The organism is Janibacter melonis, from assembly GCF_003721155.3.
Taxonomy (GTDB): domain Bacteria; phylum Actinomycetota; class Actinomycetes; order Actinomycetales; family Dermatophilaceae; genus Marihabitans; species Marihabitans melonis.
Genome location: NZ_CP044548.2, coordinates 2010703 through 2026818 on the forward strand (window position 1 = coordinate 2010703; position 16116 = coordinate 2026818).

Sequence of the window (16116 nt, forward strand, 5' to 3'; positions counted from 1 at the left end):
ATGGGGGCATGCCGACACCGCACGCCGTCCGCGGCGACATCACCCAGGCCCGCGTCGACGCCGTCGTCAACGCCGCGAACCGCGCGATGCGCGGCGGCGGGGGCGTCGACGGCGCGATCCACCGCGCGGGGGGGCCGGCAGTCCTGCGCGACTGCGTCGAGCGCTTCCCGCACGGGCTCGCGACCGGCGACGCGGGCTGGACCACCGCGGGCGAGATGCCCGCCCGCTGGGTCATCCACACGGTCGGACCGAACTACTCGGCGGGCGAGCGCGACCGCGACCTCCTCGCGTCCTGCTACCGCCGCAGCCTCGAGGTCGCCGAGGAGATCGGCGCGCGGACGCTCGCCTTCCCGCTCGTCAGCGCGGGGATCTACGGGTGGCCGAAGGGGGACGCCGTCGCCTGCGCGGTCGAGACCATCTCGGCCTCGACCGCCGACGTCGACGAGGTGACGCTCGTGGCCTTCGACGACGCGACGCTCGCGCTCGTTGAGCAGCACCTGCGCTGAGCGGCCGGGGACCGCTCCCCGTCGTGGGGCAGGCCGTGCCCGCGTACCCTGGCGACCCAGCGGGGGGACGCGCCTCCCGACGACGCCAGACGAGGACTCGCACGTGAGCATGGACCCCTACCCGCAGCAGCAGCCCGGCCAGGACCCGCAGCAGCCCGGGGGCCAGAGCTCGGGTGGCCCGCAGGGCCAGCAGCCGAGCCCGTACGGCGCGAGCCAGCCCGGCTACGGCCAGCAGCCCCAGTACGGCCAGCAGCCGCAGTACGGCCAGACCCCGTACTCCCCGAATCCCTACGGCCCGCCGCCCGCCGGGGGCAGCAGCGACCTCAACGTCTCGGCCCTGGTGCTGACGATCCTGTCGGCGCTGCTCACGCTGTCGTGCTACTGCACGCTCGTCGGCATCGCCCCGCTGATCCTCGGCATCATGGGTCTGGTCAAGCAGTCCTCCGACCCGGCCTCCGCCTCGAGGCTGACGAAGATCGGCTGGATCGTCTTCGCCGTCCTGTCCGTCCTCGCGATCATCGCCGTGGCCTCCTTCTTCGCCTGGGCGATCAGCCAGGACAGCAGCAGCGGTTACGACTACGACACCTACTGAGCCGGCGCCGCCGGACCTCACCCACACCCGCACCCTCCCGAACGGGGCTCGATGCCTGACGGCGCGCTCATCGTCCAGTCCGACAAGACCCTCCTGCTCGAGGTCGACCACCCGGCGGCGGCGCAGGCGCGACGCGCCATCGCCCCCTTCGCCGAGCTGGAGCGCAGCCCCGAGCACATCCACACCTACCGGGTCACCCCGCTCGGGCTGTGGAACGCTCGGGCGGCCGGGCACGACGCCGAGCAGGTCGTCCACGCGCTCGTCACCCACTCGCGCTACCCGGTGCCGCAGGGCCTGCTCGTCGACATCGCCGAGACGATGGACCGCTACGGGCGCCTCACCCTGCGCAAGGACGACGAGGGCCAGCTCGTCCTCGTGACGACCGATCGCGCCGTGCTCACCGAGGTCCTGCGGCACAAGAAGATCAAGCCCCTCCTCGGCGACCGCGTCGACGAGGACACCGTCCTCGTCCACCCCTCCGAGCGCGGGACGCTCAAGCAGGAGCTGCTCAAGGTCGGCTGGCCGGCCGAGGACGAGGCCGGGTACGTCGACGGCGAGGCGCACCCCATCTCGCTCGCGCAGGACGGCTGGACGCTGCGGCCCTACCAGGAGCAGGCGGTCGACGGCTTCTGGGACGGCGGGTCCGGCGTCGTCGTCCTGCCGTGCGGGGCGGGCAAGACGCTCGTCGGCGCCGCGTCGATGGCCAAGGCGAGCGCGACGACCCTCATCCTCGTGACGAACACCGTCTCGGCCCGGCAGTGGAAGGACGAGCTCATCGCCCGGACCTCGCTCACCGAGGACGAAATCGGCGAGTACTCCGGGGCGCGCAAGGAGATCCGCCCGGTCACCATCGCGACCTACCAGGTGCTCACCCTCAAGCGGAAGGGCGTCTACCCCCACCTCGAGCTGCTCGACGCCCGCGACTGGGGCCTCGTCGTCTACGACGAGGTGCACCTGCTGCCCGCCCCCATCTTCCGGATGACCGCCGACCTGCAGGCCCGGCGCCGGCTCGGTCTCACGGCGACGCTCGTGCGCGAGGACGGCCGCGAGGGCGACGTCTTCAGCCTCATCGGCCCCAAGCGCTTCGACGCGCCGTGGAAGGACATCGAGTCGCAGGGCTACATCGCCCCCGCCGACTGCGTCGAGGTGCGGGTGTCGATGTCGGAGTCGATGCGGATGGCCTACGCGACCTCGGAGCCCGAGGACCGCTACCGGATGGCCTCGACGACCCCGGCGAAGCTCGACGTCGTCGAGGCGCTCGTCGCGAGGCACGCCGACGAGCCGACCCTCGTCATCGGTCAGTACCTCGACCAGCTCGACGAGGTCGTCGAGCGCCTGGGCTGCGACCTCATCACGGGCCAGACCCCGGTCAAGGAGCGCCAGCAGCTCTTCGCCGACTTCCGTGAGGGGCGCACCCGCCTGCTCGTCGTGAGCAAGGTGGCCAACTTCTCCGTCGACCTGCCCGAGGCGACCGTCGCGATCCAGATCAGCGGCACCTTCGGCTCACGCCAGGAGGAGGCCCAGCGGCTCGGCCGCGTCCTGCGCCCGAAGGAGGACGGCCGCACCGCGCACTTCTACACCGTCGTCGCCCGGGACACCGTCGACGCCGAGATGGCCGCACACCGCCAGCGCTTCCTCGCCGAGCAGGGCTACGCCTACCGGATCATCGACGCCGAGGACCTGCTCGAGCGCTGACCCTCTCGGCCCGGCCGCAGACGCCTGATCTGCGACTACGTTGAGGACATGAGCACACACGACGACTCCCGCCCCGACGACCAGGAGGGCGGCACCGTCTCCGAGGCCGGCTCGAGCGCCCTCAACGCCGAGACCTCCGTCGGCGGTGCCGACAACGTCCCCGAGACCCCGGACGTCAACAAGGGCGGCGGCATGGGTGCCACCGTCGACGAGACCGACGAGCACCCCAACCCCGACTACGTCCCCGACGAGGGCGACGCACCGCGCTGACGAGGCCAGGTGACGCGAGAGGGCGAAGGGGGATCCCCCTTCGCCGTCAGCAAGGCCTCCGGCTCACTCGCCCGCGAACGCGTATGCCAGCCGGCCTCCGTCGGTGACGTAGACGCGGTAGCCGACGTAGTAGCCGAAGGAACTCTGCATCTGCCGAGCGTCCGAGCGGCTGATGAGGCCGGAGCGGACGGCCTCGTCCCACGCGCCCGAGGTGTTGTCGTAGGCGACGCGCGGCCAGACCGAGTACGTCGCGCCGTTCCACCGGTAGGTGCGCGGCCTGGTCTGCAGCGCGCGGACCGTGTCGGCGTACCGCTTGTACGAGGGAGAGCCCGACCGGTTGTCCGGGGTCGCCCAGGCCTGCGACGGCGTGACCAGGCCGAGGCTCAGCAGGGTCTTGTCGCGCGTGGAGCGCCACACCAGACCTCGCTTGTCGCACGTCTTCGCGTCGTAGATCACGGCGCGAGCGGTGTCCCTGGCCCGGCTCGACATCGTCCAGTTGATGGTGGCCGGCCCGTACAAGCCCCGTCCGGAGCAGGTCGCGGTAGCGGCTGCAGCTGCGTCGGAGGCGGCGGGTCTGGCCCCGGCGGCCGCAGCCGGGCTCGACGACAGGGCTACGACGGCCGCACCGGCCGCGACCGTCAGGGCGCACTTCTTCAGATCCACAGCTCATCCCCTCGCTCGGCCGACGTGGGTCGTCGGCCCAGACCCGAGGGTAGGGCGCGGCCCGTCCCCGCGCAGGGGAACGAGGCCAGGTGACGCGAGAGGGCGAAGGGGGGATCCCCCTTCGCCCTTCGCTGTCGAGGTCTGCGTCAGAGCGAGGTGCCGCCGCTGTTGTTGTGGTAGCGCAGCGAGGTGCCGGCGTCCTTGGCGACGTTGGAGGGGTCGGACTGCATCGACGCCCCCTTGTGCGTGCGGTCGTACGCGACCGCGATGACGGCGATGACTGCGGCGATGCCGCCGGCGATCCACAACATGACTGGCTCCGTCCTGCCGGCCCCCCTGGGCCGGGCGAGTCACCTCATCCTCGCAGGTCTGGCGCCGGGCGCACCCGCAGATCACCCACCCAGCGCACAGGCCTCTCCCAGGATCCGCGCCCACACTGGGAGCATGGTCCCGAGCCCCACGTCAAGCCAGGCGCCGGTCGAGGCGCGACTGCTCGTCGTCGAGGACGAGCCGAACATCCGCGAGCTCCTCGCGACCTCGCTGAAGTTCAACGGCTTCGAGGTCGAGGTGGCCGGTGACGGCCGCACGGCGCTCGACCTCGCCGCGACGATGCAGCCCGATCTCGTCGTCCTCGACGTCATGCTCCCCGACTTCGACGGCTTCGAGGTGACCAACCGGCTGCGCGGCCGTGGTCAGCACGTGCCCGTCCTCTTCCTCACCGCGCGCGACAGCCTCGACGACAAGCTCAAGGGCCTGACCGTCGGCGGCGACGACTACGTGACGAAGCCCTTCAGCCTCGAGGAGGTCGTCGCGCGCATCCGCGTCATCCTGCGCCGCACCCTCGAGGAGGGCGACGCCGAGTCGGTCCTGCGCTTCGCCGACCTCGAGCTCGACGAGGACGCCCACGAGGTGCGCCGGGCCGGCAAGGTCGTCGACGTCTCGCCGACGGAGTTCAAGCTGCTGCGCTACCTCATGCTCAACCCCAACCGCGTGCTGTCGAAGGCGCAGATCCTCGACCACGTGTGGGACTACGACTTCCGCGGCGAGATGGGCATCGTCGAGTCCTACATCTCCTACCTGCGGCGCAAGATCGACACCGAGGGCCTGCCCCCGCTCATCCACACCAAGCGCGGCTTCGGCTACCTCCTGCGGATGCCGCCGGAGGCCTGATGATCCTGCGTCACACGGCGAAGGGGGACACCCTCACCCCGTCGTCGGGAGACGAGGAGCCCACGCCGCGCCGACCCGCCTCGGTCGGCCCGCGCCGCGAGTGCACCCGCGAGCGGGTGGTGCGCGGGCTCGAGTCGATCCCGCTCACCTACCGGCTCGTCGTCATCCTCCTCGTGCTCCTCATGGCAGCGCTCACGCTGTCGAGCTTCGCGACCTCGTACCTCATGCGCCGCGACCTCCTCGCGAGCACCGACCAGCAGCTGCGCTCGGTCAAGGACCCGGTGGCCCGGCAGCTCATCTACTACAGCGACGACGACCGGACGCTGCCCAACGCCTACGCCTTCGCGTACATGCCCGTCGACGAGGACCGTCGCCAGGCGATCAACCCGACGGCGGAGCAGAGCCAGCCCGCGCTGCCCTACCTCGCCCCCGACGACTCGCGGGTCGTCACCGGCCGCCCCTTCACCGTGCCCTCGACGGACGGCACGACGGAGTGGCGCTTCATCGCCGGCACCGTCGACACGCAGGGCACGACCTACGCCGTGGGGATCCCCCTTCGCGGGCAGCAGCACACCGTCGCCCGTCTGCTCTCCCTCACCTTCGTCATCGGCGTCGTCGTGTCGATCATCTCCGGCGTGCTCGGCTGGTTCGCCACCCAGCGCGCCCTGCGACCGCTGCGCAAGATCGAGGACGTCGCCGCCGCCATCGCCGCCGGCGACCTCAGCCGCCGCGTCCCGGTCCGCACGAGCCATGACGAGGTCGCCTCGCTCTCGGACTCGCTCAACGTCATGCTCGGTCGCATCGAGGGCTCCTTCTCCGCCCAGGAGGCCTCAGAGACGCGCATGCGCCAGTTCGTCGCCGACGCCTCGCACGAGCTGCGCACACCCCTGGCCACGGTCCGCGGGTACGCCGAGCTCTACCGCCAGGGCGCCATCGCCGACGAGGTCGCCCTCGACACGTCGATGCAGCGCATCGAGGGCGAGGCCTCTCGGATGAGCGTTCTCGTCGACGACCTGCTGACCCTCGCCCGGCTCGACGACGAGCGCCCCCTCGAGCACACGGAGGTCGACCTGCTCGTCCTGTGCGCCGAGGCCGCGCACGACGCCCGCGCCCGCGACCCCGAGCGCCCGATCCACCTCGTCGGGCTGACCGGCGAGCTCTCCCCCGTCGTCGTGCGCGGCGACGACGCCGGGCTGCGCCAGGTCGTCGGCAACCTGCTCTCCAACGCCCTCATGCACGCCGGCTCCGGGGTGCCCATCGAGGTCGCCGTCGGCACCGCGGACGGCCGGGCGGTCGTCGAGGTCCGCGACCACGGCGTCGGCATGGACGACGAGACCGCGGCACGGGTCTTCGAGCGCTTCTTCCGGGCGGACAAGGCGCGGTCGCGGGCGAAGGGGGGATCCGGCCTCGGCCTGGCGATCGTCGCCGCACTCGTCGAGCAGCACCACGGGGAGGTCTCGGTCGGCCCGACCCCCGGTGGCGGCGCGACCTTCCGCGTCACCCTCCCGCTGGCCGCCTGACTCCCCCTTCGCCCTCCTCGCGACCAGCTACGAAACCCTGCTGGCTGCCTTTCGTCGTACCAGGACCCTCTCGAGAGGCTCCTGGTACGACGAAGGGCTGCTGGCAGGGTCTTGTAGCCCGCCCGCCCGGCTCGCGAGGCACAGAGTCCTCACAGCCCATCACCAGGGCCGTCACGACTCGCAGGAGTCTCATAGGAGTCGTAGGCATCCGCGACGCGGACCGCACGACCCGAAGGAGCAGCACCATGCACGACGACACCTCCCCCCTCCCCCGTCCTGATGAGACGCAGCCCTTCGGCGCCCACCAGACCCCCCAGAGCGGCGCTGGCTACCCGCCTCCCCCGCCGGCGTCCGTCGGCACCCTCCCGCCCCAGCAGCCGCGCCGACGCGGCGGGCTGCGCCGCGTGGGCGAGCTCTCCGCGGTGGCCGTGCTCGCCGCGGCCCTGGCCAGCGGCGGCACCTTCGCCGCGACGACCCTGGCCGACGGCGACCAGGGCACGACGACCTCGGCCTCCTCGCAGCTGCCGCAGAGCAGCGTCGTCCCGGTGACCGACGCGCAGAAGTCCGCCCCCGACTGGCAGTCCGTCGCCTCGGCCGTCGGCCCGAGCGTCGTGTCGATCACCGTCAAGAGCGCGCAGGGCGAGGGCCAGGGCTCCGGCGTCGTCATGGACGACAAGGGGCACGTCCTCACGAACAACCACGTCGCGACCGGTGCCGGGGAGGGCGCGGGCTCGCAGATCACCGTCACCCTCTCGGACGGCAACACCTACGCCGCGACGATCGCCGGCACGGACCCCTCGACCGACCTCGCCGTGCTCACCATCACCGACCCGCCGAAGGAGCTGACCCCCATCACCTTCGGGGCGAGCGACTCCCTCGCCGTCGGCGACCCAGTCATGGCGATCGGCAACCCGCTCGGCCTGTCCGGCACGGTCACCACAGGTGTCGTCAGCGCCCTCGACCGCCCGGTCTCGACGAGCGACTCCTCGAGCCAGGACCCCTTCGCCCAGGGCCAGAGCCAGGGCGAGACCGTCGTCACCAACGCCGTGCAGACCTCGGCCGCGATCAACCCCGGCAACAGCGGCGGCGCTCTCGTCGACGCGTCGGGCCGCCTCGTCGGGATCAACTCCTCGATCGCGAGCACGGGCAGCAGCTCGGGGGGCCAGTCCGGCTCGATCGGCATCGGCTTCGCCATCCCCGTAGACCAGGCCCGGATGATCGCCAACCAGCTCATCACGGACGGCTCCGCCCAGCACGCCTTCCTCGGCGTCACCCCGAGCGACGGCACCGCGAAGAGCGGGTCGGCGACCCGCTCGGGCGCGAGGATCGAGCAGGTCTCGCAGGGCTCCGGCGCCGCGAAGGCCGGCCTGGAGGTCGGCGACCTCGTCGTCGCGGTCGGCGACACGCCGGTGACCTCCGCCGAATCTCTCGTCGCCCACGTGCGCGAGGAGGCGGTCGGCTCGACGGTGAAGCTGACCGTCATCCGCGACGGCAAGAGCACGCAGGTCGACGTGACCCTCGGCGAGCGCACCGAGGGCTGAGACCCGGACCCCGTGGCCCGAGAAGATCAGCCTTTTCCCAGGTGGAGAGCAGGGTCGTCCAAGGCCACGGGTGTCCACTAGGAGTCAGGAAGCACGGGTGCCGGCAACGGATCCCACCGTCTCCTCCCCGACGGGCCAGCCGGTCCCGGGCTTCCTGACTAGGGGTGCTACCCCCTCGACCAGGTGTGGCGTCTGGTCGAGGCTGTGAGTAGCCAGACTCATGCCCCCGGCGTGTTGTGGCGGCACGCTGGGGGCATGAGCATCCCGCCCCGCACCTCCGGCTACCGTGACGAGCTGAGCACGCTCGAGGACGAGTTCGCCGAGGCGATGAGCCAGCTGTACCGCGTCGGCAACCACCTCGCCCGCGTGCGCGTCGCCCTCGAGCGCGACGCCGGGGCCGAAGGGGTGAGCGCCCCGCCCCCCGTCGCCGCCCCGGTCCCGTCGAGCGGACCGGTCGTCACCACGGCTCCCGCAGGCCCTGCCCCCGCCCCGCGCACCACGCCCGCCGGCGCGGTCCCCGCGCCGCCGCAGGCCCCCGAGCCCGTCCGGGTGGGGGCCCCCGTCGCAGGGGCCGCGCCGGCGCCCGCCGCAGCCGCGCCCGCCGCAGCCGCGCCCGCAACAGCCGCGCCCGCCGCGCCCCCTCGCGGCCCGGTCACCGCCCCGCCCGCGCCGCCGGCCTCCCCCTTCGCCCCGGCGCCCCTCGAGCCCTGGTGGCAGCGCGAGGGCGTCGTGGCCCGGCTGCTCGCCGTCGTCGGCGCCGGCATCACGCTCATCGGCGTCGCCTTCCTGCTCGCGATCGCGATCCAGGCCGGGATCTTCGGCCCGCTCGCCCGCGTCCTGTCCGGCGCGGTCCTCTCGGCGGCTCTCCTCGGGGCCGCGGCGGTCGTGCGCCGTCGTCAGGAGAGCCCGGTCGGCGCGCTCGGGCTCGCGGCGACCGGTGTCGCCGCCGCCTACCTCGACGTCCTCGCCGTCACGCGGATCTACGACTGGGTGCCCGCCGCCCTCGGCCTCGTCGTCGCCGGTCTGCTCGCCGCGGGCGGCCTCGTCATCGCCCGGGCCTGGCGCAGCCAGCTGCTCGCCGTGCTCGTCGTCGTCGGGGTCGCGGTGCTCGCCCCGGTCGTCGGCGGCTCCGAGGTGCTCCTCGTCGGCGCCTTCCTGCTCACCCTGACGATCGCCAGCTACCCGGCGCAGGTGGGCCGCAGCTGGCCGGCCCTCGAGGTGGCGCGCGTCGTCCCCACGACCCTCTACGCGGTCGTCGCCGTCGCCGCCCAGGACGACGGCCACGAGGGCACGCTCATGGCCCTCGTCCTCGCGCTCTTCGTCCTCGCGACGACCCTCGCCCCGCTCGTGCGCGGTCTCGGCACCCGAGCGGGCCTGCCCGCCCCGCTGGCCGCCCTCGCGCTCGTCGCCGCGCTCCCCGCCCTGCTCGCCGGGGGCACCGAGGACCGGCCCGTCGCCGTCGTCGTGCTCCTCGTGCTCGCCGCGGCCCACCTCGTCGCCGCATGGGTCGGCCCCGTCGCCGGTGTGCCGGCCCTCTCCCGGCTGCGCGAGCTGAGCCTCGTCGTCGCCGCGCTCGCGCTGCTCCTCCTGGCCACCCGGGGCCCGGGCGAGTCCTTCGTGCCGCTCGCGCTGCTCGTCGTCGCCGTCGGCTGGGTGGCGGCCGCCGCCGGGCTGCGCTCTACCTCGGTCGGCGTCGTCGCCCTCCCCGTCGCCCTGCTCGCCCTGCTCCCCGCGACCCGGCACCTGCCGGCGCTCGTCTCTCGCAGCCAGGCCGACCGGGTCGACGCGGTGCACGTCCTCGAGGCGGTCTGCGTCGTCGTGCTCCTCGCCCTCGTCGCCCTGGCCCTGCGCGCCCTCGTGCCCGGCTCGCCGGAGGCCTCCCGGGTCGCCGTGTGCGCCGCGGCGCTCGCCCTGCCTCTGCCCCTCGTGCTCGGCGGATCCGTCCTCGGCCGGGCCGCGGGTCTCGGCGACGACCCCGCCGCCTCGGGCTTCCTCGTCGGGCACGCCCTGGCGACCGTCGTGTGGATGGCCCTGGCGGCCGGTCTGCTCGTGCGCGGCCTCGGCCGCAGCGAGGACGCCGGCGTCTCTGTGCTCGCCGGTCTCGGTCTCGCGGCGACGGCCGTCGTCAAGCTCCTCTTCTTCGACCTCTCCGCGCTCGACGGCCTGCCGCGCGTGCTGAGCTTCATCGTCGCCGGGGTGCTGCTGCTCGCGATGGGTGCCGGCTACGCCAGCGCGCTGGAGCGGGCGCGTCGCGCCCGGGGGGCTGTGGAGAACCCCGCGGCGCAGGGGCCGCCGGCTCCTACCGTCTGAGGGCAGGGGTCGCACCGGCCCCGCAGCACACCGACAGGAGAGCCACCATGAGCAGCACCTTCGCCGTGAGCACCGCGACCCTCGCCGCGGGGTCGGGCACCGTCGCCTCGATCTCGGCCGACGTCGAGAGCTCGGTCGCCTCGATGATGAGCACGCTCGTCGCGATGCAGGACGAGTGGTCGGGCACCGCGTCCTCTCGCTTCCAGGACCTCGTCACCGACTGGCGCACCACGCAGCGGCAGGTCAAGGAGAGCCTCGAGGAGATCGGCCGGGCCCTGGCCGACGCGGGCGAGGCCTACGACGCCGCGGAGGCCGGGGTCCAGGCCGCCTTCGGGCGACGCTGAGCCGGGGCGAAGGGGGACCGGACCGGTCCCCCTTCGCCGCCTCACGGGCGCTCGACCGCCCGGTCGTCGGCTACTCGCTGCCGATCGCCCGGAGCACGTCCATCCGCGAGGCGCGCCACGCGGGCCACAGGGCGGCGAGGACGCCGATGATCGCGGCGAGGACGAGGAAGACGACGATCTGCACCCACGGGATCGCCAGCTCGGTGATGCCGTCGTCGACGAGCGAGCGCTGGATCGCGACCCCGGCGACGACGCCGAGCACGATCCCGAGGATCGCGCCGAGCAGGGCGATGGCGACCGACTCGAGGCGCACCATGCGGCGCAGCTGGCCGCGCGAGAGCCCGACGGCGCGCAGCAGGCCGATCTCGCGGGTGCGCTCGAGCACCGACAGGCTCAGCGTGTTGATGATCCCGAAGACCGCGATGACGATCGCCATGGCGAGCAGGCCGTAGATGAGGAAGAGCACCTGGTCGATGCTCGCCCGCTGCTCCGCGGCGTAGTCGGCCTGGTCCTTGAGCGAGACGAGGGGCTGGCCCGAGATGATCTGCTCGAGACCGCTGACGACCTGCGCCCGGTCGGCCCCGTCCTCGAGGAAGACGAAGGTCGAGCTGTCCGCCTCGGGCGCCCCGAGGGCGGAGAGGGTGTCGAGGCTGACGAGGACGTCGGGCTGGCTGCCCGGGTTGGCGTAGATGCCCGACACCGTGAGCTCGCGGGACTGCCCGCCGAGCCTGACCGTCACGGGGTCGCCGGGCTGCAGGTCTCCGGCCCGGGTCGCCGAGATCAGCACGGTCGAGCCCGACAGGTCCGCGTCGCCGCGCTGGATGTCGATGGTCTGGATGCGCTCGACGGTGGCCGGGTCGACGGCCTGGACGAAGCGCCGCTCCCCGTCGACCTCGAGCGGCGCGTAGCGCACCGGCGAGACCTCGGCGACGCCCGGCACCTCCGCCGCCTCGGTGGTGAGGGTGTGCGAGAAGGGCTGGTTGACGGCGTTGGAGAGCACGTAGTCGGCACGGAAGCTGTCGGCGATCTGCTGGTCGACCGTGGCCTTCGTGCTCGAGGCGAGCACGCCCATGAGCGCGACGAGGGTCATCCCGATCATCAGGGCCGAGGCCGTCGCCGCGGTGCGGCCGGGGTTGCGGATGGCGTTCTGCTCCGCCATGTGCCCGATCGGGCCGAAGACCCGGCGGTAGACCCAGCCGAGCGCGCGGATGAGCGGGCGCCCGACGAGCGGGGAGAGGAAGGCCAGGCCGAGGAGCATCCCGACCGTGCCCAGACCCACCCAGACGAGCTCGTCCGTGTCGACGACGAAGAGCCCGGCGAGGAAGGCGGCGACACCGAGCACGAGCACCGCGACCTCGAGGGCCAGACGCACGGGTCGCGTGCGGGTCGACTCGCTCGTCTGCTCGCGCATCGCCTCGACGGGCGCGACCGAGCCCGCCCGGCGGGCCGGGACGTAGGCGGCGAGGACCGTCACGAGGACGCCGACGGCGTAGGCCGCGACGACCGTGCGCGGCGCGAAGATCAGCCCGGACCCGCTGAGGTCGAGGCCGAGGAGCGAGAAGAGCCCCTGGATGCCCAGGGCGAGGAGCACGCCGACGACGAGGCCGACGGTGGACCCGACGAGGCCCACGACGAGCGCCTCGATCATCACCGAGCGGGTGATCTGGCCCCGGCTCGCCCCGATCGCGCGGAGCAGGGCCAGCTCGCGCCCGCGCTGGGCGACGAGGATCGAGAAGGTGTTGACGATGATGAAGGAGCCGACGAGCAGGGCGATGCCGGCGAAGACGAGCAGGAAGGTCGTGATGAAGCCCAGCGCCTCCTGCACCTGCGTCGCCGTCCGCTCGGCGACGGCGGCGCCGGTCTCGGCGGTGTACCCCTTCGGGGTGATCGCGGCGGCCTCCTTCGCGACGTCGGCGGGAGCGGCGTCGTCGGTCGTCGTCAGCCACACCGAGCTGTAGACGTCCTGGCCGTCGAGGAAGTACTTCTGGGCGCTCTTGGTGTCGAAGACCGAGATCGAGGCGCCGACGACTCCCCCTTCGCCGAACTCGAGGATGCCGACGAGCCTGGCGTCGATCTGCGGGTACTGACCGGCGGTGACCATCTCGACGTCGTCGCCGAGGCTCAGCCCCGCGCGCTCGGCGGTCTGCGCGTCGATGGCGACCTCGCCCTCGCGCTCCGGCGGGCGGCCCTGGTCGTAGGTGACGACCTGCCGACCCAGCTGGTTCGGCGCGTCGTTGTGGTTGAAGGCGAGCGCCGGTGCCCCCTGCCCGCCGACGACGTTGCCGTTCTCGCCCACGACGAAGACGCCGAAGGCCTCGACGTTGCCGTCGACGCGGGCAACCCCGTCGAGGTCCTCGAAGCGGGCCACCTCGGCCGCGCTGATCGTCGCGGTGGAGAATCCCTCGCCGGAGTCGGACGCGGCGACGACGACGTCGCCGACGGTGCCCTCGGTGATGCCCTCGAAGGCCCGGCCGAGGGTGTCGGTGAAGATCAGCGAGCCCGCGACGAAGCCGACGCCGAGGACGACGGCGACGGCCGAGAGGAGCAGCCGCAGCTTGCGCGCGAGCAGCGACGTCAGGGCCGCGCGGATCATCCCTGGGTCCCCGTGCGCGCCGACAGCGCCATCATCGCGTCGAGCACCGACTCCCGCGTCGGCTGCCACACCTCGTCGACGACCCGGCCGTCGCTGAGGATGAGCACCCGGTCGGTGTGGCTCGCGGCGACGGGGTCGTGGGTGACCATGACGATGGTCTGCCCGAAGTCGTCGACGCTGCGACGCAGGAAGGCGAGGACCTCGGCCGAGCTCGTCGAGTCGAGGTTGCCGGTCGGCTCGTCGGCGAAGATGATCTGCGGCCGGCTGACGAGCGCACGCGCGCACGCGACGCGCTGCTGCTGACCGCCGGACAGCTCGGAGGGGCGGTGGCCGAGACGGTCCTCGAGCCCGACGGTGCGCACGACGTGGTCGAACCACTCCTGGTCGGGCTTGCGCCCGGCGATCGTCATCGGCAGCAGGATGTTCTCGCGGGCCGAGAGCGTCGGCACGAGGTTGAAGGCCTGGAAGACGAAGCCGACGCTGTCGCGCCGCAGCCGGGTGAGGGCCTTGTCGCCGAGCCCGGTGATCTCGACGTCGCCGATCCGCACCTGCCCCGACGTCACCGAGTCCAGCCCGGCGAGGCAGTGCATGAGGGTGGACTTGCCCGAGCCGGACGGGCCCATGATCGCGGTGAACTGCCCCGCGGTCACCTCGATGCTCACGCGGTCGAGGGCGACGACGGTGGCGTCTCCCCGGCCGTAGGTCTTCGTCAGCTCGGTCGTGCTCGCGGCGACATCGGTCGTCATGGGTGGTCCCCTCCTCGGTGGCCCTGACGAGCCTAGGGGGCACCCCTGCGGCACCGACCATGTCATCTGTCACGCACCGCCCGGGGGCGTCCCGGTGGGTCGACCCGGGGGCGAGCCGAGCGACGACGGGGGGATCCCCCTTCGCCCGCTCCTAGAGCTTGACCTGAGCCCCCATGGTGATCGTGCGGCCGAGCGGCAGGTTGAAGTAGTCGGTGGGGTCGGCGGCGTTGTGCGCGAGCGCGATGAAGAGACGCTTGCGCCACGGGTGCATCCCGGGCCGCTGGCTCTGGTGCACGGTGATCCGCGAGAGGAAGTACGTCGTGCCGTCGAGGTCGATGTCGAGGCCCTCGTCCCGCGCGATCGCCAGCCCGGCGGGGATGTCGGGCTCCTGGCTGAAGCCGTAGCGCAGCAGGACGTGGCTCACGTGGTCGTAGGGGTTGCCGAGGTCGTCGACGACGACCCGCTCGGAGTCGGGGACGAAGGGGACGTTGAGCGACTGCGTCGTGACGATGACGACCTCGTCGTGCAGGACGTGGTTGTGCTGGAGGTTCTCGCGCAGCGCGAGCGGGGTCGTCTCGGCGTTGGGGTGGAGGAAGACAGCCGTGCCGGGCACGCGCAGGATCTTCGTGCTCGTCGCGACCTCGTCGAGGAAGGTGCTCAGCGGCATCTCGAGCTTCTCGCGGCGGGTGGTGACGAGCTCGCGGCCGCGACCCCACGTCGTCATCACCGTCGCGAGGGTGCACGCGACGAGCAGCGGCAGCCACCCGCCGTGCAGGACCTTGGCGATGTTGGCGCTGAAGAAGAGCAGCTCGACGGTGCCGAAGACCCCGGCGAAGAGGACGACCTTCGGGGTCGACCAGCGCAGCGCCGCGACGGCGTAGACGCTGAAGAGAGAGGTCGTGAGCAGCAGGTCGAGGGTGACGGCGACGCCGTACGCCGTCGCGAGGCGCTCGGAGTCGCGGAAGGTCACCATGAGGATCATGACGCCGGCGAAGAGCAGCCAGTTCACCGACGGCACGTAGATCTGCCCGCCCGAGCTCTCGCTCGTCTGGCGCACGGTGAGGCGGGGGAAGAAGCCGAGCCGCTCGGCCTGGCGGGCGACGGAGAAGGCCCCGGAGATCACCGCCTGGCTGGCGATGATGGTCGCCAGCGTCGCGAGAACGACGAGCGGCAGCTGGGCCCAGCCCGGCGCGAGGTGGAAGAAGGGGTTGGCCGTCTCGTGGCTGTCCTGCATGACCAGCTGGGCCTGCCCGAGGTAGTTGAGGGTGAGGCACGGGAAGACGAGGAGGAACCACGCACGAGCGATCGGGGGCCGCCCGAAGTGCCCCATGTCGGCGTAGAGGGCCTCGGCACCGGTGATCGCGAGGACGACCGCGCCCATCGCGACGAAGGCGACGAAGGGGCGGTCGAGGACGAAGAGGGCCGCGTGGTGGGGCGAGAGCGCGAGGAGGACCTCGGGGTCCTGGACGACGTGCCACAGCCCGAGCCCGCCGAGGGTGAGGAACCACACGACCATGACCGGGCCGAAGAAGCGCCCGACGCTGTGGGTGCCGAAGCGCTGGACGCTGAAGACGACGACGACGATCACCGCGGCGATGGGCACGATGTAGTCCGACAGGGCCGGTGCGGCGACGCGCAGGCCCTCGACGGCCGAGAGCACCGAGATCGCCGGGGTGATGAGGCTGTCGCCGAAGAAGAGCGAGCCGCCGAAGACGCCGAGGATCATCGCCAGGGCGAAGCGGCGACCCCCGGGGCGCACGCTGCGGCGGGTGAGGTGGGCGAGCGACATGATGCCGCCCTCTCCGTCGTTGTCGGCCCGCAGGATGAAGCCGATGTACTTGATCGAGACGACGAGCGTCACCGACCAGAAGATCATCGACACGACGCCGAAGACGTCCTCCTGCGAGGCGCCGACGATGCCCCCGTCGAGGGCGAAGACGGTGCGCAGGGCGTACAGGGGGCTCGTGCCGATGTCGCCGAAGACGACGCCGAGGGCGGCCAGGACGAGCCCGGCGGCGCCCCCATGATGTGTGCTGCCGTCGCGCTCGACGGCACCAGGTGCTGAGGTCACGGAGGAGGACAGTACGCCTGCCGGGACGACGAAGGGGTGGACCCCCCAGATCTGGGAGGTCCACCCCGTCGTCAGCGGTGGTGCAGCGGTGTCGG

At 72.6% G+C, this 16116-nt stretch carries 14 protein-coding genes; 9 read left to right on the forward strand and 5 right to left on the reverse strand.

Going from position 1 to position 16116, the window contains the following annotated elements:
* Positions 1 to 8: 8 nt before the first annotated feature.
* The 4 genes from EEW87_RS09530 (at position 9) to EEW87_RS09545 (ending at position 3063) form a co-directional block, all read left to right on the forward strand.
* Positions 9 to 506: an O-acetyl-ADP-ribose deacetylase gene (locus tag EEW87_RS09530; protein WP_123093716.1), complete on the forward strand. Its 498-nt coding sequence runs from the start codon at positions 9 to 11 to the stop codon at positions 504 to 506.
* A 103-nt stretch (positions 507 to 609) separates the two neighbouring features.
* Positions 610 to 1098 (forward strand): hypothetical protein, encoded by a 489-nt coding sequence (locus EEW87_RS16815; protein WP_201467742.1) that lies wholly within the window; start codon positions 610 to 612, stop codon positions 1096 to 1098.
* 51 nt (positions 1099 to 1149) lie between these two features.
* Positions 1150 to 2793 (forward strand): DNA repair helicase XPB, encoded by a 1644-nt coding sequence (locus tag EEW87_RS09540; protein ID WP_123093717.1) that lies wholly within the window; start codon positions 1150 to 1152, stop codon positions 2791 to 2793.
* Between the two features lie 48 nt (positions 2794 to 2841).
* Positions 2842 to 3063, forward strand: coding sequence for a hypothetical protein (locus tag EEW87_RS09545; protein ID WP_068269701.1), 222 nt, complete (start codon positions 2842 to 2844; stop codon positions 3061 to 3063).
* Between the two features lie 63 nt (positions 3064 to 3126).
* On the opposite strand, the gene EEW87_RS09550 is transcribed toward EEW87_RS09545, so the two are convergent.
* On the reverse strand, positions 3127 to 3552 hold the full coding sequence (locus tag EEW87_RS09550; protein ID WP_148041642.1) for a hypothetical protein: 426 nt from the start codon (positions 3550 to 3552) through the stop codon (positions 3127 to 3129).
* Between the two features lie 320 nt (positions 3553 to 3872).
* Positions 3873 to 4037: a hypothetical protein gene (locus EEW87_RS09555; protein WP_157089943.1), complete on the reverse strand. Its 165-nt coding sequence runs from the start codon at positions 4035 to 4037 to the stop codon at positions 3873 to 3875.
* Between the two features lie 133 nt (positions 4038 to 4170).
* Here EEW87_RS09555 and EEW87_RS09560 point away from each other — a divergent pair, with 133 nt between their 5' ends.
* From EEW87_RS09560 to EEW87_RS09580, 5 genes are all read left to right on the forward strand, one after another.
* Positions 4171 to 4896: a response regulator transcription factor gene (locus EEW87_RS09560; protein ID WP_123093719.1), complete on the forward strand. Its 726-nt coding sequence runs from the start codon at positions 4171 to 4173 to the stop codon at positions 4894 to 4896.
* Entirely contained in the window at positions 4896 to 6416 is a 1521-nt protein-coding gene (locus EEW87_RS09565; protein WP_123093720.1) for a sensor histidine kinase, read from the forward strand. Before EEW87_RS09560 ends, EEW87_RS09565 begins: the two co-directional genes overlap by 1 nt.
* 245 nt (positions 6417 to 6661) lie before the next feature.
* Positions 6662 to 7957, forward strand: coding sequence for a S1C family serine protease (locus EEW87_RS09570; protein WP_123093721.1), 1296 nt, complete (start codon positions 6662 to 6664; stop codon positions 7955 to 7957).
* Between the two features lie 255 nt (positions 7958 to 8212).
* Positions 8213 to 10267: a DUF2339 domain-containing protein gene (locus tag EEW87_RS09575; RefSeq protein WP_163562417.1), complete on the forward strand. Its 2055-nt coding sequence runs from the start codon at positions 8213 to 8215 to the stop codon at positions 10265 to 10267.
* Between the two features lie 47 nt (positions 10268 to 10314).
* Positions 10315 to 10611, forward strand: a complete 297-nt coding sequence (locus EEW87_RS09580) for a WXG100 family type VII secretion target (RefSeq protein WP_068269721.1) — start codon at positions 10315 to 10317, stop codon at positions 10609 to 10611.
* A gap of 70 nt (positions 10612 to 10681) precedes the next feature.
* Here EEW87_RS09580 and EEW87_RS09585 read toward each other — a convergent pair whose 3' ends face one another.
* The 3 genes from EEW87_RS09585 to EEW87_RS09595 form a co-directional block, all read right to left on the reverse strand.
* Positions 10682 to 13204, reverse strand: a complete 2523-nt coding sequence (locus EEW87_RS09585; protein ID WP_123093795.1) for an ABC transporter permease — start codon at positions 13202 to 13204, stop codon at positions 10682 to 10684.
* On the reverse strand, positions 13201 to 13950 hold the full coding sequence (locus tag EEW87_RS09590) for an ABC transporter ATP-binding protein (RefSeq protein WP_198150271.1): 750 nt from the start codon (positions 13948 to 13950) through the stop codon (positions 13201 to 13203). The genes EEW87_RS09585 and EEW87_RS09590 overlap by 4 nt, the downstream gene beginning before the upstream one ends.
* A gap of 151 nt (positions 13951 to 14101) precedes the next feature.
* A complete protein-coding gene (locus EEW87_RS09595) occupies positions 14102 to 16021 on the reverse strand; it encodes a potassium transporter Kup (RefSeq protein WP_123093793.1) in 1920 nt (639 codons plus the stop codon).
* Positions 16022 to 16116 lie beyond the last annotated feature (95 nt).

What these genes read in the sequence shown, in the direction of transcription:
- EEW87_RS09560 (WP_123093719.1), top strand. Translation starts at nt 4,171, where the DNA reads ATGGTCCCGAGCCCCACGTCAAGCCAGGCGCCGGTCGAGGCGCGACTG.
- EEW87_RS09540 (WP_123093717.1), top strand. Translation starts at nt 1,150, where the DNA reads ATGCCTGACGGCGCGCTCATCGTCCAGTCCGACAAGACCCTCCTGCTC.
- EEW87_RS09590 (WP_198150271.1), bottom strand. Translation starts at nt 13,950, where the DNA reads ATGACGACCGATGTCGCCGCGAGCACGACCGAGCTGACGAAGACCTAC.
- EEW87_RS09530 (WP_123093716.1), top strand. Translation starts at nt 9, where the DNA reads ATGCCGACACCGCACGCCGTCCGCGGCGACATCACCCAGGCCCGCGTC.
- EEW87_RS09570 (WP_123093721.1), top strand. Translation starts at nt 6,662, where the DNA reads ATGCACGACGACACCTCCCCCCTCCCCCGTCCTGATGAGACGCAGCCC.
- EEW87_RS09545 (WP_068269701.1), top strand. Translation starts at nt 2,842, where the DNA reads ATGAGCACACACGACGACTCCCGCCCCGACGACCAGGAGGGCGGCACC.
- EEW87_RS09555 (WP_157089943.1), bottom strand. Translation starts at nt 4,037, where the DNA reads ATGTTGTGGATCGCCGGCGGCATCGCCGCAGTCATCGCCGTCATCGCG.
- EEW87_RS09580 (WP_068269721.1), top strand. Translation starts at nt 10,315, where the DNA reads ATGAGCAGCACCTTCGCCGTGAGCACCGCGACCCTCGCCGCGGGGTCG.
- EEW87_RS09550 (WP_148041642.1), bottom strand. Translation starts at nt 3,552, where the DNA reads ATGTCGAGCCGGGCCAGGGACACCGCTCGCGCCGTGATCTACGACGCG.
- EEW87_RS09575 (WP_163562417.1), top strand. Translation starts at nt 8,213, where the DNA reads ATGAGCATCCCGCCCCGCACCTCCGGCTACCGTGACGAGCTGAGCACG.
- EEW87_RS09585 (WP_123093795.1), bottom strand. Translation starts at nt 13,204, where the DNA reads ATGATCCGCGCGGCCCTGACGTCGCTGCTCGCGCGCAAGCTGCGGCTG.
- EEW87_RS09565 (WP_123093720.1), top strand. Translation starts at nt 4,896, where the DNA reads ATGATCCTGCGTCACACGGCGAAGGGGGACACCCTCACCCCGTCGTCG.